Here is a 24,828-nt window from a genome sequence, read left to right on the forward strand (position 1 = left end):
TCCGCTCACGGACCGGTCGTGTCTTCCCCGGCCGCGAACGCGCCCGGAGTCAGGCCGGTGCGGTCGCGGAAGAAGCGGCCGAAGTTCGCGGTATCGGAGAAACCGAGATGAGCGGCCACACTCCGGGCGTCCCACCGGGCGCCTCCCAGCAGGCGCCTCGCTTCGAGCAGGCGCCGCTCGTCGATGAGGTCACGCACCCCTTTGCCGGTGGCGTCCCGGGCGGCGCGGCTGAGGGTGCGGACCGAGCAGCCGAGCAGCTCGGCATAGTCCGCCGCCCGATGCCGTTCACGGAAGTGCAGCTCCAGGGCGTCCGCGAACCGGCCGTAGGTGCCACCACGGCCCGTGCCGGCCGACGCCGCGCCCGTGGCGGTGATGCCGGGGGCGTTGGCCAGGCGCAGCAGCAGCGACTCGAGCAGGCTGCGCCGCAGGGCATGGTGGACATCGAGAGGGCGGCGTCCGAGCGCCCGGTGTTCGTCGAGGAGCTGGAGCGCCGTCTGCTCAAGCCAGGTGACGTCGTCGGTGTGCGGGCTCAGCACGGCGGGGGCCTCGTGCGAGGTGAGCGGGGCCAGCAGGCGGGCGGTGCCGGGTGTCAGGACGTCCGGTTCGAACAGGATGAACGGGCCGCGGGCGGTGCCGGGCGGATGCCAGCACTGCGTGTGCCCGGGCCGCACCCACAGCCACTGGCCGGGGGCGACGGTCCGCGTGAGGTGGTCGACGTCGTGGAGCAGCTCGCCCTCGGTGACCGCGATGAGGTAGTGGAAGGTGGCGCGGCCCGGGCGGGGCGGGTTCCACGGCCAGTCGTCGTGCTGGGCGAAGAAGTCCTCCACGGTGCTCACCTCCAGCCCGAAGGGCGTGCCGACCGGGGGCTGGAAGCCGTACAAGGGGACCTCGGCCGGTCCGGCCTGGCCATTCGAGCCTGGATGTCGCTTGTCGACCATCATGTGTCCGCAGCCTACCGCCCGCTTTCGGCGGTTTCCGGGCAAGGATGGACTGTGCCGCCGCAACCGCGGGACGCGCACTCAGCGCGCACTCTGCGGTCTTCAGCGCCGCAGCCCGCCACCACTTCACGGAGGACAACACCCCATGACTGTGCACCAGACCGCCGCCGACTGCGCGCAGGAGCTTCCCGGAGCCGAGCTGGGGCATCCCTTCGGGGACGACTGGGAGGTCTTCAAGGTGCGCGGCAAGGTGTTCATGCTGATGACCGAGGTCCCCGGGCGTCCCGTCGTGATCCTCAAGGCGGACCCCGGCGAGGCCCTCGCCCTGCGGGAACACAACAGCCACATCACCCCCGGCTACCACATGAACAAGAAGCACTGGATCACCCTGGAGGACGGGGACGGCGTGGACGAGTCCCTCGTCCGGGAGCTCGTCACCGAGTCCTACCGGCTCGTCGTCGCCCACCTGCCCAAGGCCAGGCAGCCCGTCGACCCGCACACCTACGCCGGCGGCACGCGGGCATCCCGGTGAGCGCGGCCGGCGACCGGCTCCAGGACACCGCCCGCAAGGCGGCCCTCGCCCTGCCCGACGTCAGCCACGGACGCCCCTTCACCCCCCAGCTCGACGTGTACAAGGTCGCGGGCAAGGTGTTCCTCATCGTCACCGACGACCCGGACGAGCAGATCATCACGGTCAAGTGCGAACGCGAACGCGCCCGCGCCCACGTGCACGCCCACGCCTCGATCACACCGGGCCGCTACCTCGACAAACGCCACTGGATCACGCTCGGGCCGGGGCCCGGCATCACCAAACGGCTGATCACCGAGGCGGTCGAGGACTCCTACGACCTGGTCGTCGAGCGGTTGCCACGACGCGATCGCCCCGGCCCCCGATGAGCACCCCCAGCGCGCCCACCAGCGGCTGAGCCGACGCCTGCCAGCGCCCCGTACGAAGCTCGCTGCGCTCGCCACCGACCGAGAGACCCATGGAACCGACCCTGCCGCTCTTCGACCAGGAGCCCGCACGGCCCCTCGCCGACCGCCTGCGCCCCACCCGGCTGGACGAGGTCGTCGGACAGGACCACCTCCTGGCCCCGGACGCCCCGCTGGGCCGCATGGTGGCCCAGCAGCGCCTCAGCTCCGCCATCCTGTGGGGGCCGCCCGGCGTCGGGAAGACGACCATCGCCCGGCTCCTCGCCCACGCCGGCAACCTGGCCTTCGAACCGGTGCCGGCCACCTTCTCCGGCGTGGCCGACCTGCGCAAGGTCTTCGCCACCGCGCAACGCCGACGCGGCATCGGCCAGGGCACCCTGCTGTTCGTCGACGAGATCCACCGCTTCAACCGCGCCCAGCAGGACAGCTTCCTCCCCTACGTCGAGGACGGCACGATCACCCTGATCGGCGCCACCACGGAGAACCCGAGCTTCGAACTCAACGGCGCCCTCCTCTCCCGCACCCAGGTCCTCGTCCTCAAACGCCTCGACGAAACCGCCCTGTCCACCCTCCTCGACCGCGCCGAACACCTCACCGGCCACCGGCTCCCCCTCGACGACGACGCCCGCCGTGCCCTGATCGCCATGACCGACGGCGACGGCCGCTACCTCCTCAACATGGCCGAACAGCTCCAGGCACTCCCCGACCCCGGGACCACCCTGGACCCCGCCGCGCTCGCCCACCACATCCAGCAGCGCGCCCCGCTGTACGACAAGGCACAGGAAAGCCACTACAACCTGATCTCCGCGCTCCACAAGTCGATGCGCGGCTCCGACCCGGACGCGGCCCTGTACTGGCTCGCCCGCATGCTCGACGGCGGCGAGGACCCGCTGTTCGTGGCCCGCCGCCTGGTCCGCTTCGCAAGCGAGGACATCGGCATCGCCGACCCGCACGCCGTCCAGCAGGCCCTTGCCGCCTGGGACGTCTACGAGCGGCTCGGCTCCCCCGAAGGCGAGCTGGCGATCGCCCAGGCCGTCGTCTACCTCGCCACCGCCCCCAAATCCATCGCCGTCTACCGCGGCTTCAACGCCGCACACCGAGCCTCCCGCCGCACCGGCTCCCTCATGCCGCCCGCCCACATCCTCAACGCCCCGACCCGGCTGATGAAGGACCTCGGCTACGGCAAGGACTACCAGTACGACCCCGACACCGCCGACGGCTTCTCCGGCGCCGACTACTTCCCCAGCGGCATGGACCGCGAGACCTACTACCGGCCCACCCGCAACGGCTACGAAGCCCAGATCGCCGACCGCATGCGCCACTGGGCTGCCCTGCGCGCACGCAGAAATGAGTAGTTCTGAGAAACCGCGGGCCCCCACCGGACCATCCCTGTTGTCCGGTTCTTCTGGCCTTCTCGGCGGCCTTCACGTGGGTGTCGTCAAACCTTGGCACCCTCGAGTGATCAACGCACCACCCACGGATGATCATGTGGTCGTGGAGGCACAGGTGCGTGACTACGGGTTTTCGCCAGCTCAGCAGGATGAGATCTGGAGACGCTGGCGCGAGGGGCAGTCGTTCAGCTTGATCGGGCGGGCGCTCGGGGCGCCGATGCAGCACGTCCGCCGGTTCCTGTACCAGAGCGGCGGCGTCCGTCCCACCCCGCAGCAGCGATCACCACGGCATGTGACCGGCGTCAGGCGATCGGCCGCAGCCTCACCCAGCGGCTGCGGGCCGGGCGGCCCATGCGCCGCCCGAAGATCGCCCGTCGGCCCACCGGGCGGGGCATCTCGCGGAGTCAGGCGCGCTTCCCAGCTGGCAGCTTGGCCGAAGATGAACAGGCCGCGGCGATACGGGCCGGACACGTCCTGTGCACGCAAAGGGCGGGTCACCTTCACAGAGGAAGCCGACAGGCTGCTCCAGGAACTCCAGTCGGCGACGGTCCACTGTGTGGTACCGACCTGCCACGCGAGGGGCGTGAGGGGGACGACGACAGCCGCGAACGCCTCCGCCGTTGTCCCGCCGAGCCTCAGGAGGACGACAGGCACGAAGACGGGGCCATGGCGGGATCCGGACGCGTCGAGGAAGATCTCGTGGGCCGGCGCCCGTGCCAGCCGGCGGGCAGCAGCTCCGGGGGCAGGTCGGGGTCGTGGAAGGGGAAGAGGCGATAGTCATGGACCAATCGCATGCGCTCCACCAGCGTCGATATGCCGATGTACTCGCCGGCCCGGTAGCGGGTGAGTCGCGGCCGGTAGACCTCCAGCAGCTCGGCGCAGTCCTGGTCCAGCTCCTTCAGGTCTCGGGCGCGGCTGGCGATGTCGCGGTCGGCCTCCAGCCCCCCGAACGCGACCGGAAGGTGTCGAGCCGTACGGCCGGATAATCCGCGAAGGCCGCACGAACCTCGCCGGTGCGGTTGTGCGGGCTGAGCCACGCAGCCGAGGACAAGGGACCGAAGCCGAACCAGGCAAGCTTCTTGCGTAGCTGCTCCCGCAGCGCCCGCTCGGTCTCGGGGACTGAATAGACGACCATGTGCCAGTGGCCGTCCCACGGTCCCGCGCGCGGTTGAAGATCCGGTTCCGCCCCTCCTCCAGCAACTCCCGTCGCGAGCGAAGGAAAAGTTCACACGCGTCAGGCGGCTGCCTGGTTGAGGCCGAAGAGCCTCTCGGAGTTTGTCCGGCCGATCTTCTCCCGGTCGTTGTCGCTGATCGGGCAGGTGTCGAACCAGGGTGAGATCTCGTCCATGGACTCGTAGGGGTAGTCGACGGAGAACAGGATGCGGTTGGAGCCGACCTCCGTGAGGGTGTTGATCAGGGCCTGAGTGCGGAAGACCCCGCTGGTGGTGAGGTAGAAGTTGTTGAGCAGGTAGTGCATCGGCGGCTTCTCGTGCGCACCGTGGGTCTCGCGGCGCTGATGGCGCAGCCTATGCTCGAGCCGGGGGAGGGTGAAGGGCAGCGCTTCACCGAGGTGACCGAGAATGACGTTCACATTCGGGTGGCGGTCGAAGAGCCCGCTGAGGATGAGCCGCACCGCGTGGGTGGCTGTTTCGACCCCGAAGCCCCAGGCGGAACCGAGAAGACCCTCGTACCCCTGGTAGATGCGCTGTTGGTTGGGGAGCGGGATGCGCGGGTGCAGGTAGACGGGAACATTGAGCTCCTCGACCTTCGCCCAGAAGGGTTCGACCTGGGGCTCGTCAAGATACTGGGCCGTGTTCTCGTCCCCGATGTTGCTATAGCCGTTGATCAGGGCACCGACGAAGCCCAGGTCCCGGACTGCGCGCTCGAGTTCGTTGGCGGCCTGCTGCGGGTCCTGCAGTGGCACGGCGGCGAAGGCGCGCAGCCGCTCGGGGTGCCGGACCACGAGCTGCTCGGCGGCGTGGTCGTTCATCCGGCGGGCCAGGTCAACGGCCTGCTGAGTGTCGGTGAGGCCTTCGATACCAGGCTGGGTCAGCGACAGGATGTCGATGCCAATACCATTGCGGTCCATGTCCTCAACGCGCTGGTCGACCTCCCGCAGCCGACGCTGGACATCGGCGAAGTAGTCCTTGGCAGTGAAGTCGTGGCTTCCCGTGGCGGGGAAGTCCGGCGACTCGTAGTGCTCCTCGAGAGCAATCTTGCCGAGCATGGAGACGTGCCTTTCTTGAGGGAAGTCGTGCGGAAGAATCCGCGGTCGCCGTGGGCCCCACACCGAAACCCATTAGAAGCGTCAGCACCTTTGACCCGCTTCACATGCTCCTCCGTTCAAGCGACAACGGAGCGACAAGGCGCCCTACAGTTCAGCCCGCGAGATCCCCCACACCCCTTGCCGGCCGGGCCGGGCCAGCGGGCGTACGGCGCCGGTCCCCCACCGCCCCTTCGGCGGCGCCGCCCAGTAGGCCACCACCGTCCGCCCGTCGAACAGCTCGGTGAGCACGGGCAGCAGCTCGGCGAAGGTCGGGGCCGACGCGACCCGCTCCGGCATGACGCCGTGCACCGCGATCGCCTCAGGCTCGAGGACGGCGTTCGGCTGCGCGTACTCGTTGAAGATCACGCCGCCGTGGCGGTCGACGGCGGCGATCTGCACCGCGTACGCGTTCTCCAACCCCGTCGTCTCCACATCGACGGCGGTCAGCGTCTCGTCGGCGAGCAGGCTGCCGGCCCAGCGGGCGACCTGCTCGCGCTCGCGCGGCCAGGATGCCGGGCGCCGCAGCGCGCGGACCGCGGTGTTGTAGCGCAGCGCCAGCGCGTTCCGCATGGCGATCTCCGCCGAGTCGTCGTCCTCCGAAACCAGGCTCACCACCGTGACCGCAGCACTGAACAGCGCGGCCCTGTCGACGGTCAGCCGATTCGGCTCTGTCGAGGATCTTGTGACGATGGGGGCCGAAGGCTTACTGAAACGCTGGAGTGGGTGACCAAGGGCACGGCGGCCTTCGAGGCCGCCGTGCACTGGATGACCGACGTGGGATTCGCCCGGCCCTCGGCCCTGCCGGGCTGGAGCCGGGCCCACCTCGTCGCCCATGTCGCCCGCGACGCCGACGCGCTCGTCAACCTGCTGAACTGGGCGCGCACGGGTGTCGAGACCTCCATGTACGCGAGTGCCGACCAGCGTGCACGGGAGATCGAGGAGGATGCCCGGCGCCGCCCCGAGGACCTGCGCGCCGAATTGCTCGCGGCGGACGGCCGAGCCGGCCCGACGCTGAGGTCGTGGTCCTCGAACGCAACCGCCCCGACGGCACCTTCGGCTTCGGAGTGGTCTTCTCCGACGCCGCACTCGGCGCCATCGACGCCGCAGACCCCGTGCTCAGCGAGGCGCTGGAGAAGCACGGCCGGCACTGGGACGACATCGAGGTCCGGGTGCACGGCGCACGAGAACGCGTCGGCGGAATGGGCAAGCGGGAAGTGGGTGCTGCTGGGCGACGCCGCGCACACCGCGCACTTCTCCGTCGGGTCCGGCACCAAGATGGCCATGGAGGACGCGGTCGCGCCGGCCGAGGCCCCGCAGGAGACGCCGGACGGCGTGCCGGAAGCACTCCGGCTCTACGAGGAGCACCGCCGCCCCAAGGTCGAGAAGATCCAGAACTCGGCTCGGCCCAGCCTGTCGTGGTGGGAGCATTTCGGCCGTTACGTCCGCTCGTTCGACGACCCCACGCAGTTCGCCTTCCACTTCCTCACCCGCAGCATCCCGCGCGGCAAACTCGCCGTACGTGACGCCCTGTAGGTGGACCGCGTCGACGGATGGTGGCGCCGACATCATGGGGCCGGGCCCCTGGAGTCGCCTTTCAGCGGCGGGCCGTTCCGGCTTCCCTCACGACGCGTCACGGTCGGCGACAGCCACCTGACCGGGTCCGACGGTACCGACATCCCCATGGTCCCCTGCAGCGGCGAGTCGTCCTGCGCGGGTGTCTGGATCGACGCCCCGGACACCGAACAGGGCCTGCCGCTCGCCCTCGGCCAGGTCCGGGAGACCGCGCAGGCGGGCGCCCCGCTTGTCGGCGTACGCGGCGGTACGCCGCTGACCCGCGTGCTGGTCGCGGAGGAGGCCCGGCTCGCGCACGGCCTGCCCGCTGCGGTCATCGTGGAATACGACGACGACGGCGCGACCACGCTCCTGCTGTCCGGTCGCGCAGACCTCGTCGGAGACACCAGCGGGGGCACCAAGTGACGAATCTGGAGCCGCTGTTCGCACCCCGTTCCGTAGCCGTGCTCGGCGCCTCGGCCACGCCCGGCGAGCTCGACGCGGCCATGACCGCCTCCCTGGCGTCCTTCCCCGGGCCGGTGATGAAGGTAGACGCCGGCCGGACCCCGACCGTGGCTACTTCCCGACCGTCGCGGCGGCCACCGAAGCCCACGGCACACCACCGGACCTGGTCATCTCCTGCATCCCGGCCGTCGTGACCGCGAACGCCCTGCGCGAGGCGAGCGGCCGCCGGGGCCCGCGCCGCCCTCGTCTGCGCCGGCGGATTTGCCGAAGCCGGTGGCGATGGTGCGATGCACCAACAGGCGTTGGCCGAGGTGGTGCGGGACACCAGAATCCGCGTCCTGGGCCCGAACACGTCCGGCTTCCTCGCCCCCCAACCAGCAGCTCACGGCCAGTTTCGTGCCGGGCGCCGCGGAGCTGGCGCCGGGCCCGGTGGCGGTCGTGGCCGCCAGCGGCGGGGTCAACCACGTGCTCGCCTTCGCCCTGGCCGAAGCCGGCCTCGGCCTGCGACTCGGAGTGGGGCTCGGCAACAGCATCGACGTCACCCAGGCCGACGTACTGGACCACCTTGTGGCGGACGACGGCGTACGGGCCGTCGCCCTGCACGTGGAGACCGCCGCGGAAGGCCGCCGCCTGACCGAGGCCGTACGCCGTCTCACCGACCGGGTCCCCGCCGTGGCCCTGGTCGTCGGCCGCAGCGACATCGGCGACTTCGCCCGCTCGCACACCGGCGCTCTGGCCACTTCCCGGCGTGTGACGCGGGCGGCACTGGGCCAGGCCGGCGCGGTCCTCGTGGACGACGAACGCGACCTCGTGGACGCCGTCACCACGCTCAGCCGGGTACGCCTCCCCAGCAACGCGCGCCCAGGCGTCGGCCTGGTCACCGCGCAGGCCGGCCCCGGGCTGCTGCTCACCGACAGCCTGCGCTCCCACGGCGTGGCGGTCCCGGCGCCGGTCGAACGGACGGTGAAGGAGCCGCGAGAGCTACTGCCTGCCCTGACGTTCTTGAACAACCCCGTCGACACCGGTCGTCCCTCGCCCGCACTGGTGGACGTCGTCGAGCGGGTCTCGGAGGATCGCGGTGTCGACGTCACCGCCGTGTACGGGCTGTTGGAGCCCACCGCCGTGGACTTGCCGGGCGTGCTTGCCGCTGCCCGCACCTCCATCCCGCTCGTCGCCGTCGTCGGCGGGCCCGTGGAACAGGCGCGGCAGGCCCGCCGGGGGCTCGGCGAGGCCGGCATCCCGTGCGCTGCCACGCCCGCCTCCGGCTCGGTCATGGTGCGCGCGCTCGTGGAGGACGCCGCGGCCCGCGACCGCCTGCGAGCGGACCACTTCACTGTCCCCCCCGGCACTCGTCCTTCCCCCGCGACGCTCCCCGGGGACAACACCATCTCCGGTACGGCCGACGGCGCCGAGGCCGTCGTGGAGCGGGCGAAGAAGATCGCCTCCTACGGCCTTGGACCGCCGATCCTGCCCCCGATACCGTGAAACGCCCCGCTCGCTGCGCAGCCTCGTTGCTGAGGCCGCGGTGTTCGAGGAGGGCACCTGAGGGCAGGGCAGCATGGGCAAAATGACCTCGCGCTTCGGTGTGCTCCGGGTGCGGCCCTCGGGCAAGGAAGCAGGCCGCACCGCGCAGAAGCAGGCCGGGGGGACGCAGCCGGTGGGACGGAGTACTGCCGCTGCGGACCCTCCTGGCGGACGCCGCTGGGGCGCAGCATGCCGCCCAGTCAGTGGGAGAGCGATCGCGCGGCCGTCTTGCGGAGCACCGTGCCGGGACGGTGCGTGGTGAAGGCGCCGTCGCGCAATACGGGGCGGCCATTGACGAGGACGTGGCGGGTGCCCTCGGCGTAGGAGAGCGGTGCGTCGTATGTGGCGGTGTCGCTGACTGTCTCGGCATCGAAGACGGCGAGGTCGGCGACCATGCCTTCGCTCAGGGTGCCCCGGTCTGTGAGGCCGAGGCGGGCCGCGGGCAGTGCGCTCATCTTACGGACGGCCTCCTGGAAGGTGAGGACCTCGCGGTCGCGGGTGTAGCGGGCCAGGACCCTGGCGAACGCGCCGAAGTGACGGGGGTGGGGGTGGTCGTCGGTGGCCGTGTCCAGTTCCCAGCCGTCGCTGACCACTGCGCTCAGGGGATGGCGCAGCACTGTCTCCACGTCCGCCTCGGACATCGCGTGGTTGATGATCCAGACCTGAGCCTGGTGGGCATGCAGCACGTCGAGGGATGCCTCGGCCGGGTCGCGGCCGGTGGCGGCGGCGATGTCCTGGACGGTGCTTCCCACCCAAGAGGAGTAGCGGCCCGGCGGCAGCGCGGCGATGACGGTGCCTTCGGGAAGGAAGGTGTGTCCGGTCTTCGCGCGGAGTTCTGCGGCGATCGCCTCGCGGGTCTTCGGGTTGTTCAGTCGGGCGAGGAGCGCGTCGAGGCCGCCGTCCAGCGCCCAGTCGGGAAGTCGAGAAGTGAGCCGGGTGGAGGACGCGGCGTAGGGGTAGACGTCGCACGCCACATCCAGTCCTTCCTCGACGGCGGAGTCGATGAGAGCCAGCGCTTTGTGCACCTTGCCGTGGTTGGCGGGGCCCATCGCCTTGAGGTGGGAGATCTGGAGGCGCACGCCGCTGTGCCGGGCGGTGTCCAGCGCTTCGGTCACGGCCTCGAGGAGATGGTCGCCCTCATCGCGTATATGGGTGCTGTAGAGCAGCCCGGCCCGTTGCGCCTCGGTCGCCAGCGCCACCACCTCGTCGGTTGCGGCGAACGACCCGGGAGCATAGATGAGCCCAGTGGACAGACCGAACACTCCCTGTCCGGCAGCCCGGGCGAGGAGCCCCCGCATGAGGACGGTTTCGTTGGCTGTCGCGGGGCGCAGTTCGGTGCCGACCGCGGCGACGCGGAGGGCCGAGTGGCCGACCAGGGCGGCGAGGTTGACGCAGGGTTCGGCCTCCTCGACCGCGCGTGCGAAGCCGTCGAAGTCTTCCCAAGGCATGTCGCCGCTGCCGGTGCGGGCGAGCGTGGTGTCCACCGCGTGGCGTCGCTCCGGGACGACGGGGAAGGGGGAACTGCCGCAGTTGCCCGTGACGATGGTGGTCACGCCCTGTCTGATGCACGCTTCGGCGCTGGGCACGTCCCGCACGGTGAAGTCGGCGTGCGAGTGCAAGTCGATGAAGCCGGGCACGACGACGTGGCCGGCGCAGTCAAGCACCTCCCGCGCGCTGGCGTGGGGGGTGGCCCGGCCCAGGAAGACGATCCGGTCGCCGCGGATGCCGACATCGGCCCGTCGGGCGGGGCCGCCGGTGCCGTCGATGACGGTGCCGCCGACGGCGAGTACGTCGTACTCGTACAATTTTCTTCCTTCTCAGGGGGGATTCGGTGCGGTGCCCGGATACGCGGTCACTCAGAGGAGCAGCGCAAGGATGAGGGCGTACATGACCGCTGCTGGGACGAGGAGCGTCCAACCCACCGAGAGCAGGGTCCTGAGCCGGGTACCTTCGGCGAAGCCAAGAGCGGCCATCATGTTCGGGTTGGGGTAGGGGCCGTAGGTATCGGCCTTCGATCCCCACAGATAGGTCACCGCCCAGGCGGTGGGTGTGAGGCCGATGCTGGTACCGAGCGGCCCGAAGACCTTGTTGAGCAACACCACGTGCGCGGCCGTCGCTCCCGGGACGCCGAGCCAGCCCAGGAGCGCCACCGCGATCGCGAAGGGCAGCGGGGCAAGGCCGTGCAGCTGGGGGCCGAAGCGGTGCAGGAGAACGTCGTAGGGCTTGAGTTCGTTGACCGTCAGGAAGAACGCGGCGAGCATCCAGAACAGCAGGAACGTCTCGACCATGCGTGCCGCGCCCCGGCAGAACGCGTCGATGGTGTCCTTGACGGACAGGCCGCCCGCGGCGGCGGTGAGCGCGGCCATGGCCGGCAGGGCCAGCAGCGGGAATGCCGTACCGGACGCGCTGACGGTGGCATACCCGACGGAAAATACGAGCACCACCGAGAACGCCCAGGTGGCGCGCACACCACGGGCCTCGGAGGGCTGGTCGCCCGCGCCTGTGTCGATGTCCGCGTAGAAGTCGTCGCCGCTGGCTGCGGAGCGGCGCTGGACGCGTGGGACGACGAGGAGCGCGAGCGCCAGGGACAGGACGGTGAGCGGGCCCGCGCCGACGAGGACATACGTGCCGTAGTCCAGGCCGGAGGCGTCGAGGATGGCGATGTTGGATCCGGCGAAGGGGGCCAGGGCCAGTCCCGCGCAGCCGCCGAGGAACATGACGGTCGCGGTCGTGGAGCGGGTGAGGCCCGCGCGGGCCGTGACGGGGATGACGATCGGAGCCACGATCGCCAACGCTCCCGCAAGGGTCCCCAGGGCGAACGTGAGGACCAGACAGGACATCATCACGCTGAGGCATATCGCGAGCTGGCTTTCCCGGCGGGCCATGCGCAGGATGCCCCGGACCAGGATGCCGGCCGCGCCGGTCTGCCGCAGCACCTCGCCCAGGCCGGCGCCGAGCAGGCAGATGAGGCCGATGAGGGTGACGGTGTCGCCGAGCGAGGTGCCAAGGAGGGTGCCGACGTCGGTGGGTGGGCGGTGGACAAGGAGGATCGCGGCCAGCAGGGAGACCACGGTGGCCAGCAGAAGGTTCATTCCGCACAGCGAGAGCACGGCGTACATGATGATCGGGAGCAGGCCCCAGATCGTCGGCGCGTGGACGACGAAGCCGAGTATCAGTGCGCCGATCAGTCCCGCGCCGGCGATGGCGTAGGGTGCGGCTGCCTTGGCCGCGGGCATACGGCGGACGGGCGTCGCGGGCGCTTCGGTCAGTGCCACGTCAGGCTCCTGTCTGCACGAGGCGTGCGTGGGCCGCGGTGCTGTCCGCGTTCCGGAAGAGGAGTGCGTCTGCCTGGCTGGCGCCGCTTTCGGCCAGGATCTCGGCGAGGGTCTGCTCCCGGCGGACCGTGGCGAACCGTATCTCTGGTCCGCGTGTGGTGAAGCCGTGTACGGCGGGACGGGCGAGGCTGTTGTACGACCAGGGCGTGGAGAAGTAGTAGCCGCCGGTGTCCAGCAGCACCACGACATCACCGGGCGCCAGCTCGGGCAGCGTGCGCCCGCGGGCGACGAGGTCCCCGGCGAAGCAGCACGGGCCCGCGACATCCTGCACGCACTCGGGAGCGTGCTTGGGCCTGCCGTCGGAGTCGTACACGGCGATCCGCAGCGGCCACGCCTCCGGCATGAAGACGGTACGGGTGGCGATGTGCGCGCCCGCATGCGTCAGCGCGATGCGGCGGCCTCCGGTGTCCTTGGTGTACTCCACGACCGCGGCCGTGAAGCCGTTCTTGGCGACCAGCGAACGGCCGAACTCGGTAACCAAGCCGTAGCGTCCACTCAGGAGTTCGGGAACGGCGGCGCGCAGCTGCCGGACGTAGTCCGCGTACGTCGGGCGGATCTCGTCGTCGTCGAAGTTGACCGGCAGGCCGCCGCCGATGTCCAGACTGGTGACCTGCTGCCGTCCCGCCACCGTGTTGATCTCCTCGGCGAGTGCAAAGGCGGCGCGCACACCTTCGCCGATGAGTTCCAGGGAGCAGCCCTGCGAACCGACGTGCACATGCAGCCGGGTGAGCCAGGGCCGCTCGGCGAACGCCTTGAGGATGCGCTGCCGTGCCCCCAGGTCCCGCAGTGGCACGCCGAACTTCGAGCTGAGCGAGGCGGTGCTCATCGCGTCGATGGCTCCGGCGCCGACCTGCGGGTTGATCCGCAGGCCAAGCACCGAGGTACTCATCTTCGCAGCGAGCAGTTCGCCTATGCGGTCAAGCTCGGCGAAGTTATCGGCGTTCACCGACACCCCCAGGGCGAGCGCGTGGGCCAGTTCGGCGCGGGTCTTCGCCGGTGAGTCGAGCACGATGCGGTCCGGCGGGAAGCCGGCAGCGACGGCCTGGGCCAGCTCGCCCGGGCTGGCGACCTCGCACCCCATGCCGGACCGGGCGAGCAGCCGCAGCACGGGGACCAGCGACGCGGCCTTGGCAGCGAACGTGTGCAGTACCGGCGCGTCGCCGAAGGCCCGGCGCAGGTCGCGCACGGACTCCTGGATCCCGTCGGCGTCGACGAACCCCGCCACCACATGGGCGGAGCCGATCAGACCGGACCGCACCGCCTCGCGTACGACCCGGTCGCGCCGCTGCCGGCCGCCTCCACCGTCCTGGTCGACTCTCGCAACCCTCACGATCTGGGACCTCCTTAATGACACTGAGCGTGTTCGGGCCACCAGAATCGTCAGGCCGCGCAGAACGGCCGACGATACGCAGGATTCCGTCACGACCATCCGATGAACAGGGTTATCCACTGAGTCGCACCCTGTGATAAGCAGGGGCATGCCGCACGATTCCGTCGATGAGAAGGACCTGGAGCTGATCAACGCGCTCCAGCTCAGTCCGCGCGCCTCCTGGGCCCAGTTGGGCCGGGCCCTCGCGCTCGATCCGGTGACGGTGGCGCGCCGTTGGGAACAGCTGAACGAAGCGGGGCTGGCGTGGGTCACCTGCGTGGTCGGCCCGGCCCTGCACAGCGAATTCTGCATGGCCTACATCGAGATCGAGTGCATTCCCGACCGGCTGGACGACACGGCCACCGCGTTGAGTGCCGAGCCCCAGGTGCGCTACGTCCACCACCTCACAGGCCCATACGACCTGCTGGCCGTGGCGGCGTTGCGCACACCCGCAGAGGTATCGGCGTACCTGCGCGGCACGGTGGGACGGCTGCCCGGTGTCCGGGCATACCGAGCGCAGATGCGGACCGTGGGCTACAGCGAGCCGAGCCGGTGGCGGCTGCGCAGCCTCGAACGGTCGCAGCAACGCGTGCTGGAACCGGCCAGTGCACCGTCCGCGACGGTAGGCGGTGCGCGGGTGGACACAGTGGACCGGGAGCTGTACCGCCTGCTGCACGAGGACGGCCGCATGTCCTACGCCGAGCTCGCCGACCGCGCCGGGATCAGCGAGCCCACCGCGCGCCGCCGCGTCAAGCGCCTGCTCGCCCACCGGTTGCTCCGGCTGCGTTGCGAGATGGCTCAGTCCCTGTCGGGCTGGCCCGACTCGGCCGTCCTGTGGGCGAGCGTGGCATCGCAGCACCTGGAGGCCACGGCGCGGTCGCTCACCACTCTCCCTGACGTACGCCTGTGCTGCGCCCTCACGGGAGAGCGGAATCTCCTGATGATGGTCTGGCTACGGTCGCTCGGAGATCTGCCGCAGCTGGAGGCAACGCTCACTGAACGCTCGCGACATCTGTGCATCGTGGACCGGGCCGCCTGCCTGCACACCGTGAAACAGATGGGCCGACTGCTCGACAGCGAGGGCCGCAGCGTCGGGCATGTGCCGCCCAATGTGGAGGTGTTCCTGGGCGTCTGACTGGCTGGTCTCTATCCGTCCGTGTGGTCGGTGGGATTCAAACAAGGGCCTGGTTCTGGTGAGTCAGTTCGGTGCGGGTGCATCGGTGGCGCGTAGACCTCGGGAGATGTCGCGTACGTCATCCGGACGGCGCTCGGCGCCAGCCCGGCTCATCCACGGCCCCGCACGGCGGACCCCACGCGCCGCTTCGGTCAGGCCGTCACCGACAGGGCCCCAGTCCTCCCCGTTCCTTTCAGCACCGCCTGCTTGGGGCGGGACCCGGCGAGCACTTGCCGCGTCATGGCTTCGTGGTTCTCCCCTGGGGCACTGCCGACGGCTCGCACCGGGCAGCTGCTGTTATTCGGTGTCGCAGCGGGTGCCCGCCGTGGCGGCGGTGGCGAGCCACGCCTGGTGTGCCGCGAGATCGGCCGACTCCAACAGCGGTGTCTTGTTGATCGTCGCGATCAGCTCGTGGTAGCGGCCGAGCACACCGGTGAACCCGCCCGCGAACCCCGCGGTGGCGCCGGTCCTGCCCGGGACGGTGGTCGCGATCCGCCGTCGAAGCTCGCCTGTGTACTCCTGCCCGACGACGTCGGCCATTGACGCCACCACCCGGCGGGCGATGTCCCGAGCCCCAGCACCATCCGCCGGCAGACCGGACCGCCGTGCCGCCATCGCCTCCAACTGCACCCGCCGCAGCCTCTCGATGCGCTCCAGCATCGACGGCGCCGTGACCTCGTACGACCGGGCGCCGCTGAACGCGTCATGGAAGAACGAGCGGACGGCCAGGCGGAAGTCGTCGTCCCGGAGCAGGCTGACCAGCTCGACCCATGCCTCGTGTTGTGCGGCGGTCGGATCCAACGGCAGGTTCGGCCGCATCCGGTGCAGGAGCCTGTGGCGATCCGGCAAGAGTTGTCAATCCCTCACAGCGTAGAAACGTTCCGAGGGGGCGGATCGCCCGCTCGATGTTCAGGACAGCGGGAACTCACCAGCCGTTCATCCGTGGGGCCTTGCTCACGCGAGGCCCCACGACGGGATCAGATGGTGAGGACGAGCTTGCCCTGGAAGTGACCGCTGTCGAGCAGTCGGTGCGCGTCGGCGAGGCACTCGAATGGGAACGTCCCCTGCACGTGGGCCCGGACCCTGCCCTGTTCGACGAGTTCGCCGAGACCTCGCAGGGCGACCGGATCGGGGTCGACCGCGATGCCGCTAAAGCACATGCCGGCCACCTCGTAGGTGGCGATGAGCTCGGAATCCTCCTCGGCGACCGCCGTCACCAGGTGACCTCCTGGGCGGAGCACTTCGAGCCACCGTTCGACGGTTTCGCCCCCGATCGTGTCGAGCACGACGTCGATGTCGCGGACCACTTCGGTGAAAACGACCGCCGTGTCGTCGATCACCTCCTGGCCCNACTTCGGTGAAAACGACCGCCGTGTCGTCGATCACCTCCTGGCCCAGGACCGCACCGTGCTGCTGTCCACACACATCGCCGAGGGCATCGCCTCGACCTGCCCCCGGCTGGCGGGCGGGCGGATTCCGCACACCGGCGACACCGTGAGCCTGCTCACCGCTGCCCATGGCCGGACCTGGCTGCTCGACCTACCGCGCCACACCCCGCCACCGCCCGCGCCATTTCGACCTCCAGCATCGAGGCGACCACATCACCTGCCGGATCATCGCTGAGGAGCGCCCACCGCAGGCGCACGCCCGGCCGAGCCCGCCCTCGAGGACGGCTGCCTCGCCCTGGCACGTCCTTCTCCACGTAGGGGATGAGATCCAGGGCCGGTCATGCGGCGCCCAGCCGCCCCGCTGACAGCAGCCGTCGGGCCCTCGCCCAAGTCGTCCTGGGAACGGAGTGACGGCTGTCGGCTCTGCTGCAGGACACCGTGCGCTGCCTTCAGAACCGCGCCCGGCTTGTGCACCCCGTACGAACGGCCCGACCGCATCGAGGAAGCCACGTCCACCGCTGCCGGCACCTCGGACAGCGGCCGCAAGAGCCGGACGCGACCGCCGCTCGTTCGACGGCAGATCACGCCTGGCCAGCCGACGTCGCACGTCGACCTGCCGCTCGGCCGTGGTTTCTCTCCCGGTACGTCCTCACCACGGCGGGCGATGCCCACCGACTTCCCGCCGTAGGGCCGGGTCTGTGCGTTCTTCCGTCGCTGGCGTGACCATGGCCTGGTCAGGGAGTTCCACGACCGGCTGCGCGGACAGGTCCGCGAGAAGCTGGGGCGGCTTCACGGCCGCGTTCCTTGCCAGGTTCCCCGACGCCTCGACTACGAGCGCGTACGTACCCGCGTCGAGAACGACCTCGCCCAGCTGGTGCAGCGCGCCAAAGACGCAGGGCGGCTACGGGACGACTTCGACCACACCGACATCACGCTCCTTACCAGTCTCCACCCCGCCCGTTCCATCCCCCGTGATAGCGGGGCGGGGTTCGGGCGTTGCTTCTGCTACGTGTGGGTGGGCTGCGTCGCGTTTGCGTCCGAGGGCGGGGCCGGGTCGGGGTGCGAGCGCGGTGGTTGCGGGGTGGCGTGTGCGGAGTCGTACAGGTCGGTGACGAGGCCGCGTGCGTAGTCCTCGTCGGTTTCCGGGATCGAGAACACCACGCGGAAGTAGAGGGGTGCGACCACGTGGTCCAGTACCCGTTCCAGTGGGGGTGTCGCCTCGCCCCGCTGGGCCGCGGCTTTGAGGGCGGCGTGGAACCGGGTGCTGACCCGCTCCAGGCACTCGCGCAGTCCGGCTCGGCGCTCGTCAACGTCCGGAGCTACTTCGGCGCGGAAGAACGCCACGCCTCCCGGCCGGGACAGGTCGGCGAGCGTCCACAGAGCGGCTCGTTCGAGGTCCTTGCGCAGATCCCCGAGCAGTTCCGGCGCCCCCTCGTCCTGGCGCTGGGCGGCCACGTCCGCCAGGAGCGCGGAGGTCGTCCCCCAACGCCGGTAGACGGAACTGGGATTGACGCCGGCGCGGCGCGCCACCGCGGGGATGGTCACCTTCTCGGTCCCGACTTCCTGCACCAAGTCCACGACAGCCCGGTGCACGGCGGCGCGTACGCGGGCGTCGGCCGGGCCGGGCTGACCGTGCCCCTGATCGCCGCCCGCGCCGGGGTCACTCCCTCGACGATCTACCGGCGCTGGGGTGACCTGCAGGCGCTGCTGGCCGACGTGGCGGTGCAGCGACTGCGCCCCGAGGAGCCCCCGGCCGACCACGGCAGTCTTCGGGCGGACCTTCAGGCGTGGGCGGAGCAGTTCTTGGAGGAGATGTCCTCGCAGGTGGGCGTGGTCTACATTCGCGATGCGCTGGCCGGTGATCCGGCGGGCGGCGGCGCCGCCCGCTGCTCCGACTACGCGGTCGAGCAGCTGAAGGCCATCGGGGTGCGCGCCGCCGGGCGCGGAGAGGCGGTGCCGGACGTGGAGAGTCTGCTGGACCGCGTGGTGGCGCCGGTGATGTACCGCATCCTCTTCCGTCCCGACGGCCTGTCGACGGAGTACGTCAACCGCCTGGTGGCGGCCGCGCTCGACCCGTCCTGAGCGTCCAGCGGCGTGCGGCCGGTCCCCCACTGCCCGTGCGTCGGCGCGTGGCGCGTGGGCGGCGTGCACCGGCGACGGCCGTCCGGGCACGCCCGCCGCGAACACAAAAGCTAAGCTTTTGCGTTAATAGCCCGAGGGGCGCTAAAGTCTTATCGCAAAGATGTTGCTTTAAGTGCTTGGAGGCGTCCGTGTCCGTTGCCACCGCCACCCCGTCCCGCCCCCGCGCTCTGCTGCGTCGCGGAGGATCGTTCGCGCTCCAGGCCTCCGTCCTGATCGGCCTCCTGGCCGCCTCGAGTGCGCCCACCCCGCTGTACGCCCTCTACCAGGCCGAGTGGCACTTCTCGGCGCTCACGGTCACGGTCGTGTTCAGCGCCTACGCGCTCGCCCTGCTCGTGGCGCTGCTCGCCGCCGGCACCCTCTCCGACCACCTGGGCCGGCGCCCGGTACTGGCCGGAGCGCTGCTTGCCGAGGCCGCCTCCATGGCGATCTTCGCCACCGCGCACGGGGTGGCCGACCTCATCACCGCCCGGGTCGTCCAGGGCCTGGCCACCGGCGCGGCATCCGGAGCCGCCGGGGCCGCGCTGCTCGACTTCGAGCACCCCCATCGCCCGGGCCGGGCCGCACTGGCCAACAGCGTCACCCCGGTGAGCGGCATGGCGGCCGGCGTTCTGGCGTCCACCGCTCTCGTGCAGTTCGCACCCGCGCCCACCCGCACCGTGTACCTCATCCTGCTCCTACTGTTCACCGCCCAGGCCGCCGCTGTCGCCCTCACCCCCGAGACGGCGCACCCGCACCCCGGCGCGTGGCACTCGCTGCGCCCCAGCATCGCCATCGCCCCCTCCGCCCGCCGGACGATGCTGCTCACCGCCCCCGGCGTCATCGCCGCCTGGGCCCTCGGCGGCTTCTACTCCTCGCTCGGCCCCTCCCTGGCCCGTACGATCGCCCCCCTCACGCCCCGGGCCGTCGGCGGCCTGGTGTTCTTCACTCTCAGCCTCGCCGCCGCGCTGGCAGTGCTCGCCGCCAGGTCACTGCCGGCGAGCACGGCGAGCATCGCCGGCTCGGCCCTGCTCGTCCCCGGTGCCCTGCTCACCCTCAGCAGCCCCTACGAGCACAGCCTGCTCGCGCTGTTCGCCGGCACGGTGCTGGCCGGGGTGGGCTTCGGGTCGGTGACGCAGGGCGCGCTGCGCCGGCTGCTGTCCGGGACACAAGCCGCCGAGAGCGCGGGGACCCTCGCGGCCTACTACGTCCTGAGCTACCTCGCCATGAGCATCCCGGCGATCCTCGCCGGAGTCCTGACGAACCGGTACGGCCTCACCACCGCCGTGTCCCTCTACGGCGCCACAGTCATCCTCCTGGCCCTGGCCGCCCTCGCCATACCGCTCCTGACCCGGCACCACACCGCACCCCGCTGAACCCGCCCGCACACACCCCGCACCCCGCCGCACCAGCCGGACGGCACACCGAAAGACACAACGATGAACCAGCCCACCCCCGCCGCCACCGACACCCCGCTCTCCTGGGACCTCGGCGGGATCACCGTCCACCGCATCGACGAGATCGCCCTACCGCCGCAGACCGGCCCCTGGCTGCTCCCCGGAGCCACCAAGGAGGTCATCGACCAGGCGCCATGGCTGCGCCCGCACTTCGCCGACGCCGAGGTGCCGTACCTCGCCAGTCACACCTTCGCCGTCGAGGCCCATGGCCTGCGGATCCTCGTGGACACGGGCATCGGCAACGGCAAGGAACGCGCCAACCCCGCCTGGAACGGCCTTGACACCGACTACCTGCGGCGCCTCACGGCTGCAGGATTCGCGCCCGAGTCGGTGGACCTGGTGATCGTCACGCACCTGCACACCGACCACGTCGGCTGGAACACCCGCCTGGACGGCGACCAATGGGTGCCGACCTTTCCCAACGCCCGTTACCTCACCAGCCGTACGGAGTGGGACTACTGGACCGCCGCCGACCTGGACGTCAACCGCCGCCAGATGTTCCGCGACTCCGTCCTGCCCGTCCACGACCACGGGCAGTTCGACCTCGCCGACATCCCCGCCGAAGGACACCAGGTGGCGACGGGTATCCGCCTGGCACCGGCCGCCGGGCACACCCCCGGCCACATCGCCGTGGAGCTGCACGGCACCAACCGCTCGGGCCTGATCACCGGCGACAGCATCCACCACCCCGTGCAACTCTCCCACCCCCACCTGACCAGTTGCGTCGACATCGACCCCGAGCAGGCCGTAAGCAGCCGCCACCGCCTCCTCAACCGTCTGGCCGACACCGACGACCTGCTGCTCGGCACCCACTTCCCCCAGCCAACCGCCGGCCTGGTCCGGCGCGAACAGGGCCGCTATCGCCTGCTGCCGGAGCCGGGGACGGGGATGAGCTGACCACCGGCAGGCGATCTCGTCGAGGTTCGTTCTCATCGCACGGCTGACCGTCGCCGCGGTGGTAGCGGCCTCCGTGGTGATGGTGGTGCTCGATATCCACGTGCCCTACCTGAGCACGAGCCTCGGTGCGGTCCTGGCCATCGCACTGATCGGGTTCGGTCCCCGACTCCGCGCCGGCCTGGCCGCGCTGGCAGGCAGCGGCCCCCGCGCGGGAAACTTCCTCCATGGCTGAAGCCGAGTTGTCCCCCGCTGCTGGTGGATCCGACACGGTTGCCCTTCCCCCTCGGTGACGAGCCGCTGACTCGGACCGCCGCGCATGGGGACGCCGACCGTGTGTCCGCACGCACTGGCCGTCAGCGACGCATCTCACCTGGGTTCGATGGAGTACGAGGCGGCGTCGAACGTCCATCCGTCGGTGCCTTCGCCGATGCTCCGGCGGATGGTGGGCGCCTGCGACCTGACCCGCGAGATCAGCCGACACCCGGGCGACCTGCCGACCGCATCGGCGAAGTACGACAGTGTGCTTCGCTCCTTCGTCGACGAGATCCAGGCCGAAGTGAATCCGCGTCTCCCGCGGCTGGGCATGCATAGAGATAGCGGGCGGCCGTGCCGGTCGTGGGCAGCCTCCATTGGAGTCGATCCTGCTGGCTTCTGGGGGGACGCCGACCCGCGCAGGCTGGTTCCTCGAAGGACTGGGTCTGTCTTCAGGCGATCAACGCGTCGCGAGCCCACAAGATCCGGAAGATTGGCCCTGATGCCCGGTCAGCTATCGGCCGACGCAGGTAGCGGGTCCGGCGATAACCCCTGTCAACGGTCACCCATCCATCGCGCGTCCGCCGGCCAGGATCCGTTCCGACGATGTGCTCCACGAGCCGCAACCCCTCACCAAGAGGAACCGTGTCCTCGTCCGGGTACTCGTCGTCCTGCTGCCCGCTCCCGATCCTCGACCGAAGTACCTCCAGCACCGCTTCGCCCGGCGCAGGGGCGGGCTGCCGTCATTGATCAATCAAGACTCGTTCACGAGCTGGACAATCTCATGGACGGGCTGTGAAACAGCCCCAGTGCCGGTGTCCCAGGGGGGCTGGGCACGGGACCCGTCGTAACCGGCGCAACCGCCGAAGGGAGTTGATGCGGTTCCTCGTCGATTGCTGGGCCTCTTGTGACGTGATCCGTTGCCGGCCTTCCGCCCGGCGGGAACGATGTCAGTGTTTCGTAAGAGCTCGACCGATGAGAGATCTGCCAATCCCCCCTAGGGTGTTGGTCGGAACCGCTGGTTCAACGTTGCGGGCCGCCACAAGTCCTTTTGTGTCGTCGGTGAGCTGCGGAACCGGAGAACCCATGACCACTCAACCCTCGAAAGGGACAGCTTTGCGTAAACCGTTAGCTGAATTCATCGGTGCGTTATTCCTGGTTTTCACCATCACCGCGACAGTACTGTCCAAAGCGGCCCTCGCGCCCTTGGCGATTGGCGCGTCCCTCATGGTGATGGTGTACGCCGGAGGCCATGTCTCGGGTGCTCACTTCAACCCGGCGGTCACGCTCGGCGTCTTCGTGAGAGGCCGCATCAAGGGGGGTGAGGCCATGGCTTACGTGGTGGCACAGGTGGCGGGCGGACTAGTGGGAGGACTGATCGGTCGCTGGGTCGTCGATCCGGACGAGGTGACAGCCGTCTCCTTGTCGGGGCGTCAGATCGGAGCAGCACTCGTAGCGGAAGCACTTTTGACCTTCATGCTGGCCTACGTGGTTCTCAATGTCGCCACCAGCAGCGACCACCCGCAGAATTCCTTCTACGGCCTGGCCATTGGCTTTACCGTCCTCGCAGGTGCGGTGGCAGTGGGGGGCACATCAGGAGGGGTCTTCAACCCGGCTGTTGCCGTGGGCGGTTCTGTGGCCGGATTGTTCTCCTGGTCGTCGCTGTGGGTATATCTCATAGCTCAAGGTGTCGGCGGTACACTCGCGGGCTTCGTTTTTCTCGCGCTGAACCCTGATGAGCGCGAGACGCCACGAGCCGAGCCGGACACGGCGGTGCCTGACGTCGATGCGCCGGGCACAGGAGCCCCCGCTCAGACCTGACTTCTCACCACCTCCGGGCGGAGATCGCTCCGCTGGTGCCCTCGAGGCCCCCACGCGCCCGGGGCGCGTGGGGGAACGGCGAAGACCGACAGGGACAGTACTGGTCCCCGCCAGCCGCTTCTACCAGCGAGCACCGGTCTCCACGGCACGCTCGTGAAGAACAGTCCTCCGCCTGCGTCACCGGACGGTGTGCGACGGCCACTGAGCAACGAAGCGCGGGGCGAGGTCACCTGCCGGGCTCTGTTCTGCCCGTTTCTCGTCATGCGTGAGCACGTACCTGACCCATCTCTTTGGTCCACTCTCCAGAAGGATTGCCATGTCCGAGAACCACGATGCCATCGTGACCGACGCGAAGACCGAGGAGTCGGGCGGCTGCCCGGTCGCCCACGGTCGCGCCGCGCACCCCACCCAGGGTGGCGGCAACCGTCAGTGGTGGCCGGAACGGCTCAACCTGAAGATCCTCGCCAAGGACCCCGTGGTCGCCAACCCGCTCGGTGCGGAGTTCGACTACGCGCAGGCGTTCGCCGGCCTCGACCTGGCGGCCGTGAAACGGGACATCGCCGAGGTGCTGACCACCTCGCAGGACTGGTGGCCCGCGGACTTCGGCAACTACGGCCCGCTGATGATCCGTATGGCCTGGCACAGCGCCGGCACCTACCGCATCAGCGACGGCCGCAGCGGTGCCGGCCGTGGTCAGCAGCGCTTCGCCCCTCTGAACAGCTGGCCGGACAACGGCAACCTCGACAAGGCCCGCCGTCTGCTGTGGCCGGTCAAGAAGAAGTACGGCCAGTCCATCTCCTGGGCCGACCTCCTCATCCTCACCGGCAATGTCGCCCTGGAGACGATGGGCTTTACGACGTTCGGCTTCGGCGGCGGCCGCGCCGACGTCTGGGAGGCCGACGAGGACGTGTACTGGGGTCCCGAGACCATCTGGCTCGACGATCAGCGCTACACCGGCGACCGTGAGCTGGAGAACCCGCTCGGCGCCGTCCAGATGGGTCTGATCTACGTCAACCCCGAGGGCCCCAACGGCAACCCGGACCCGATCGCCGCGGCCCGCGACATCCGCGAGACGTTCCGCCGCATGGCGATGAACGACGAGGAGACCGTCGCCCTGATCGCCGGTGGCCACACCTTCGGCAAGACCCACGGCGCCGGCCCCGCCGACGCCGTCGGCAACGACCCCGAGGCCGCCTCGATGGAGCAGCAGGGCCTGGGCTGGAAGTCGACCTATGGCACCGGCAAGGGCGGTGACGCGATCACCAGTGGTCTGGAGGTCACCTGGACCACCACCCCCACCCAGTGGAGCAACGACTTCTTCGACATCCTCTTCGGCTACGAGTGGGAGCTGACCCAGTCCCCGGCCGGCGCCAACCAGTGGGTGGCCAAGGACGCGCAGGAGATCATCCCCGACGCGCACGACCCGTCGAAGAAGCGTCTGCCCACGATGCTCACGACGGACCTCTCGCTGCGCTTCGACCCGATCTACGGCCCGATCTCGAAGCGCTTCCACGAGAACCCGGCCGAGTTCGCGGATGCCTTCGCCCGCGCCTGGTACAAGCTGACCCACCGCGACATGGGCCCGAAGTCGCTGTACCTCGGCCCGGAGGTCCCGGAGGAGACCCTGCTGTGGCAGGACCCGCTGCCCGAGGCCGAGGGCGAGGCCATCGACGCCGCCGACGTCGCGGTCCTCAAGACCAAGCTCCTCGAGTCCGGCTTGTCCGTCGCGCAACTGGTGTCCACCGCGTGGGCTTCGGCGTCCACCTTCCGCGGCAGCGACAAGCGCGGCGGAGCGAACGGCGCCCGGATCCGCCTTCAGCCGCAGCGCGGCTGGGAGGTCAACAACCCGGACGAGCTCGCGCAGGTCCTGCGCACCCTGGAGACCATCCAGGGCGAGTTCAACTCCGGCGCCAAGAAGGTCTCCCTGGCCGACCTGATCGTCCTCGGTG

23 protein-coding genes and 2 pseudogenes are annotated in these 24,828 nt (G+C 70.1%); 14 read left to right on the forward strand and 11 right to left on the reverse strand.

Annotated elements, in window-relative coordinates:
* Positions 1–5 precede the first annotated feature (5 nt).
* Complete coding sequence (locus tag IEJ02_RS30535; RefSeq protein WP_191067764.1) at positions 6–941, reverse strand: helix-turn-helix domain-containing protein; 936 nt, start codon at positions 939–941, stop codon at positions 6–8.
* Between the two features lie 142 nt (positions 942–1,083).
* Here IEJ02_RS30535 and IEJ02_RS30540 point away from each other — a divergent pair, with 142 nt between their 5' ends.
* From IEJ02_RS30540 to IEJ02_RS51455, 4 genes and pseudogenes are all read left to right on the forward strand, one after another.
* Entirely contained in the window at positions 1,084–1,470 is a 387-nt protein-coding gene (locus IEJ02_RS30540; RefSeq protein ID WP_191067765.1) for an MmcQ/YjbR family DNA-binding protein, read from the forward strand.
* Entirely contained in the window at positions 1,467–1,835 is a 369-nt protein-coding gene (locus IEJ02_RS30545) for an MmcQ/YjbR family DNA-binding protein (protein WP_191067766.1), read from the forward strand. Before IEJ02_RS30540 ends, IEJ02_RS30545 begins: the two co-directional genes overlap by 4 nt.
* Positions 1,836–1,924: 89 nt before the next feature.
* The gene (locus tag IEJ02_RS30550; protein WP_191067767.1) at positions 1,925–3,226 is read left to right on the forward strand and encodes a replication-associated recombination protein A; all 1,302 of its coding nucleotides are present in this window, start codon (positions 1,925–1,927) and stop codon (positions 3,224–3,226) included.
* A gap of 151 nt (positions 3,227–3,377) precedes the next feature.
* Positions 3,378–3,572: pseudogene (locus IEJ02_RS51455) on the forward strand (IS30 family transposase); the annotation flags it as partial.
* 325 nt (positions 3,573–3,897) lie between these two features.
* On the opposite strand, the gene IEJ02_RS50505 reads toward IEJ02_RS51455, so the two are convergent.
* The 4 genes from IEJ02_RS50505 to IEJ02_RS30565 all read right to left on the reverse strand — a co-directional run bounded on the left by IEJ02_RS50505 (position 3,898) and on the right by IEJ02_RS30565 (position 6,140).
* Complete coding sequence (locus tag IEJ02_RS50505; protein ID WP_223864737.1) at positions 3,898–4,203, reverse strand: PaaX family transcriptional regulator C-terminal domain-containing protein; 306 nt, start codon at positions 4,201–4,203, stop codon at positions 3,898–3,900.
* On the reverse strand, positions 4,161–4,397 hold the full coding sequence (locus IEJ02_RS50890) for a hypothetical protein (protein WP_369075657.1): 237 nt from the start codon (positions 4,395–4,397) through the stop codon (positions 4,161–4,163). Before IEJ02_RS50890 ends, IEJ02_RS50505 begins: the two co-directional genes overlap by 43 nt.
* 99 nt (positions 4,398–4,496) lie before the next feature.
* Complete coding sequence (locus IEJ02_RS30560; protein WP_191067768.1) at positions 4,497–5,489, reverse strand: amidohydrolase family protein; 993 nt, start codon at positions 5,487–5,489, stop codon at positions 4,497–4,499.
* Positions 5,490–5,633: 144 nt separating this feature from the next.
* Positions 5,634–6,140, reverse strand: coding sequence for a 3'-5' exonuclease (locus IEJ02_RS30565; protein ID WP_191067769.1), 507 nt, complete (start codon positions 6,138–6,140; stop codon positions 5,634–5,636).
* Between the two features lie 111 nt (positions 6,141–6,251).
* Between IEJ02_RS30565 and IEJ02_RS30570 the strand changes: the two genes are divergently transcribed.
* From IEJ02_RS30570 to IEJ02_RS30580, 3 genes are all read left to right on the forward strand, one after another.
* Positions 6,252–7,061: a maleylpyruvate isomerase N-terminal domain-containing protein gene (locus tag IEJ02_RS30570; RefSeq protein WP_317985963.1), complete on the forward strand. Its 810-nt coding sequence runs from the start codon at positions 6,252–6,254 to the stop codon at positions 7,059–7,061.
* A 147-nt stretch (positions 7,062–7,208) separates the two neighbouring features.
* A complete protein-coding gene (locus IEJ02_RS30575) occupies positions 7,209–7,505 on the forward strand; it encodes a type 2 periplasmic-binding domain-containing protein (RefSeq protein ID WP_191067770.1) in 297 nt (98 codons plus the stop codon).
* Positions 7,506–7,940: 435 nt separating this feature from the next.
* The gene (locus tag IEJ02_RS30580; protein WP_191067771.1) at positions 7,941–9,029 is read left to right on the forward strand and encodes an acetate--CoA ligase family protein; all 1,089 of its coding nucleotides are present in this window, start codon (positions 7,941–7,943) and stop codon (positions 9,027–9,029) included.
* 239 nt (positions 9,030–9,268) lie between these two features.
* On the opposite strand, the gene IEJ02_RS30585 is transcribed toward IEJ02_RS30580, so the two are convergent.
* From IEJ02_RS30585 to IEJ02_RS30595, 3 genes are read right to left on the reverse strand one after another with little or no spacing between them, the layout of a single operon-like run.
* Positions 9,269–10,873 (reverse strand): N-acyl-D-amino-acid deacylase family protein, encoded by a 1,605-nt coding sequence (locus tag IEJ02_RS30585; protein WP_191067772.1) that lies wholly within the window; start codon positions 10,871–10,873, stop codon positions 9,269–9,271.
* Positions 10,874–10,924: 51 nt separating this feature from the next.
* The gene (locus tag IEJ02_RS30590) at positions 10,925–12,343 is read right to left on the reverse strand and encodes a Na+/H+ antiporter NhaC family protein (protein WP_191067773.1); all 1,419 of its coding nucleotides are present in this window, start codon (positions 12,341–12,343) and stop codon (positions 10,925–10,927) included.
* 1 nt (position 12,344) lies between these two features.
* The gene (locus IEJ02_RS30595; protein WP_275562756.1) at positions 12,345–13,733 is read right to left on the reverse strand and encodes a type III PLP-dependent enzyme domain-containing protein; all 1,389 of its coding nucleotides are present in this window, start codon (positions 13,731–13,733) and stop codon (positions 12,345–12,347) included.
* Positions 13,734–13,881: 148 nt separating this feature from the next.
* Between IEJ02_RS30595 and IEJ02_RS30600 the strand changes: the two genes are divergently transcribed.
* Positions 13,882–14,907 (forward strand): Lrp/AsnC family transcriptional regulator, encoded by a 1,026-nt coding sequence (locus tag IEJ02_RS30600; RefSeq protein ID WP_191067775.1) that lies wholly within the window; start codon positions 13,882–13,884, stop codon positions 14,905–14,907.
* A gap of 336 nt (positions 14,908–15,243) precedes the next feature.
* Here IEJ02_RS30600 and IEJ02_RS30605 read toward each other — a convergent pair whose 3' ends face one another.
* From IEJ02_RS30605 to IEJ02_RS30615, 3 genes and pseudogenes are all read right to left on the reverse strand, one after another.
* Positions 15,244–15,795, reverse strand: a complete 552-nt coding sequence (locus IEJ02_RS30605; RefSeq protein ID WP_191067776.1) for a hypothetical protein — start codon at positions 15,793–15,795, stop codon at positions 15,244–15,246.
* 128 nt (positions 15,796–15,923) lie between these two features.
* Positions 15,924–16,289, reverse strand: a pseudogene (locus IEJ02_RS30610) (zinc-binding dehydrogenase); the annotation flags it as partial.
* Between the two features lie 1,050 nt (positions 16,290–17,339).
* The gene (locus IEJ02_RS30615) at positions 17,340–17,912 is read right to left on the reverse strand and encodes a TetR/AcrR family transcriptional regulator (RefSeq protein WP_317985964.1); all 573 of its coding nucleotides are present in this window, start codon (positions 17,910–17,912) and stop codon (positions 17,340–17,342) included.
* A gap of 9 nt (positions 17,913–17,921) precedes the next feature.
* On the opposite strand from IEJ02_RS30615, the gene IEJ02_RS30620 reads away from it, so the two are divergent.
* From IEJ02_RS30620 to katG, 6 genes are all read left to right on the forward strand, one after another.
* A complete protein-coding gene (locus IEJ02_RS30620; RefSeq protein ID WP_317985965.1) occupies positions 17,922–18,416 on the forward strand; it encodes a TetR/AcrR family transcriptional regulator in 495 nt (164 codons plus the stop codon).
* 188 nt (positions 18,417–18,604) lie between these two features.
* Positions 18,605–19,828 (forward strand): MFS transporter, encoded by a 1,224-nt coding sequence (locus IEJ02_RS30625; protein ID WP_275562761.1) that lies wholly within the window; start codon positions 18,605–18,607, stop codon positions 19,826–19,828.
* 63 nt (positions 19,829–19,891) lie between these two features.
* Complete coding sequence (locus IEJ02_RS30630; protein ID WP_191067778.1) at positions 19,892–20,806, forward strand: MBL fold metallo-hydrolase; 915 nt, start codon at positions 19,892–19,894, stop codon at positions 20,804–20,806.
* A gap of 73 nt (positions 20,807–20,879) precedes the next feature.
* Positions 20,880–21,038, forward strand: a complete 159-nt coding sequence (locus IEJ02_RS30635; protein WP_191067779.1) for a hypothetical protein — start codon at positions 20,880–20,882, stop codon at positions 21,036–21,038.
* 1,106 nt (positions 21,039–22,144) lie between these two features.
* Complete coding sequence (locus IEJ02_RS30640; protein ID WP_223864713.1) at positions 22,145–22,879, forward strand: MIP/aquaporin family protein; 735 nt, start codon at positions 22,145–22,147, stop codon at positions 22,877–22,879.
* Positions 22,880–23,195: 316 nt separating this feature from the next.
* A partial coding sequence (gene katG / locus IEJ02_RS30645) for a catalase/peroxidase HPI (protein ID WP_191067780.1) occupies positions 23,196–24,828 on the forward strand: 1,633 nt, incomplete at its 3' end.

Origin of the sequence: Streptomyces sp. 5-10, from assembly GCF_014712245.1 — a bacterium.
Classification (GTDB): Bacteria; Actinomycetota; Actinomycetes; order Streptomycetales; family Streptomycetaceae; genus Streptomyces; species Streptomyces violaceusniger.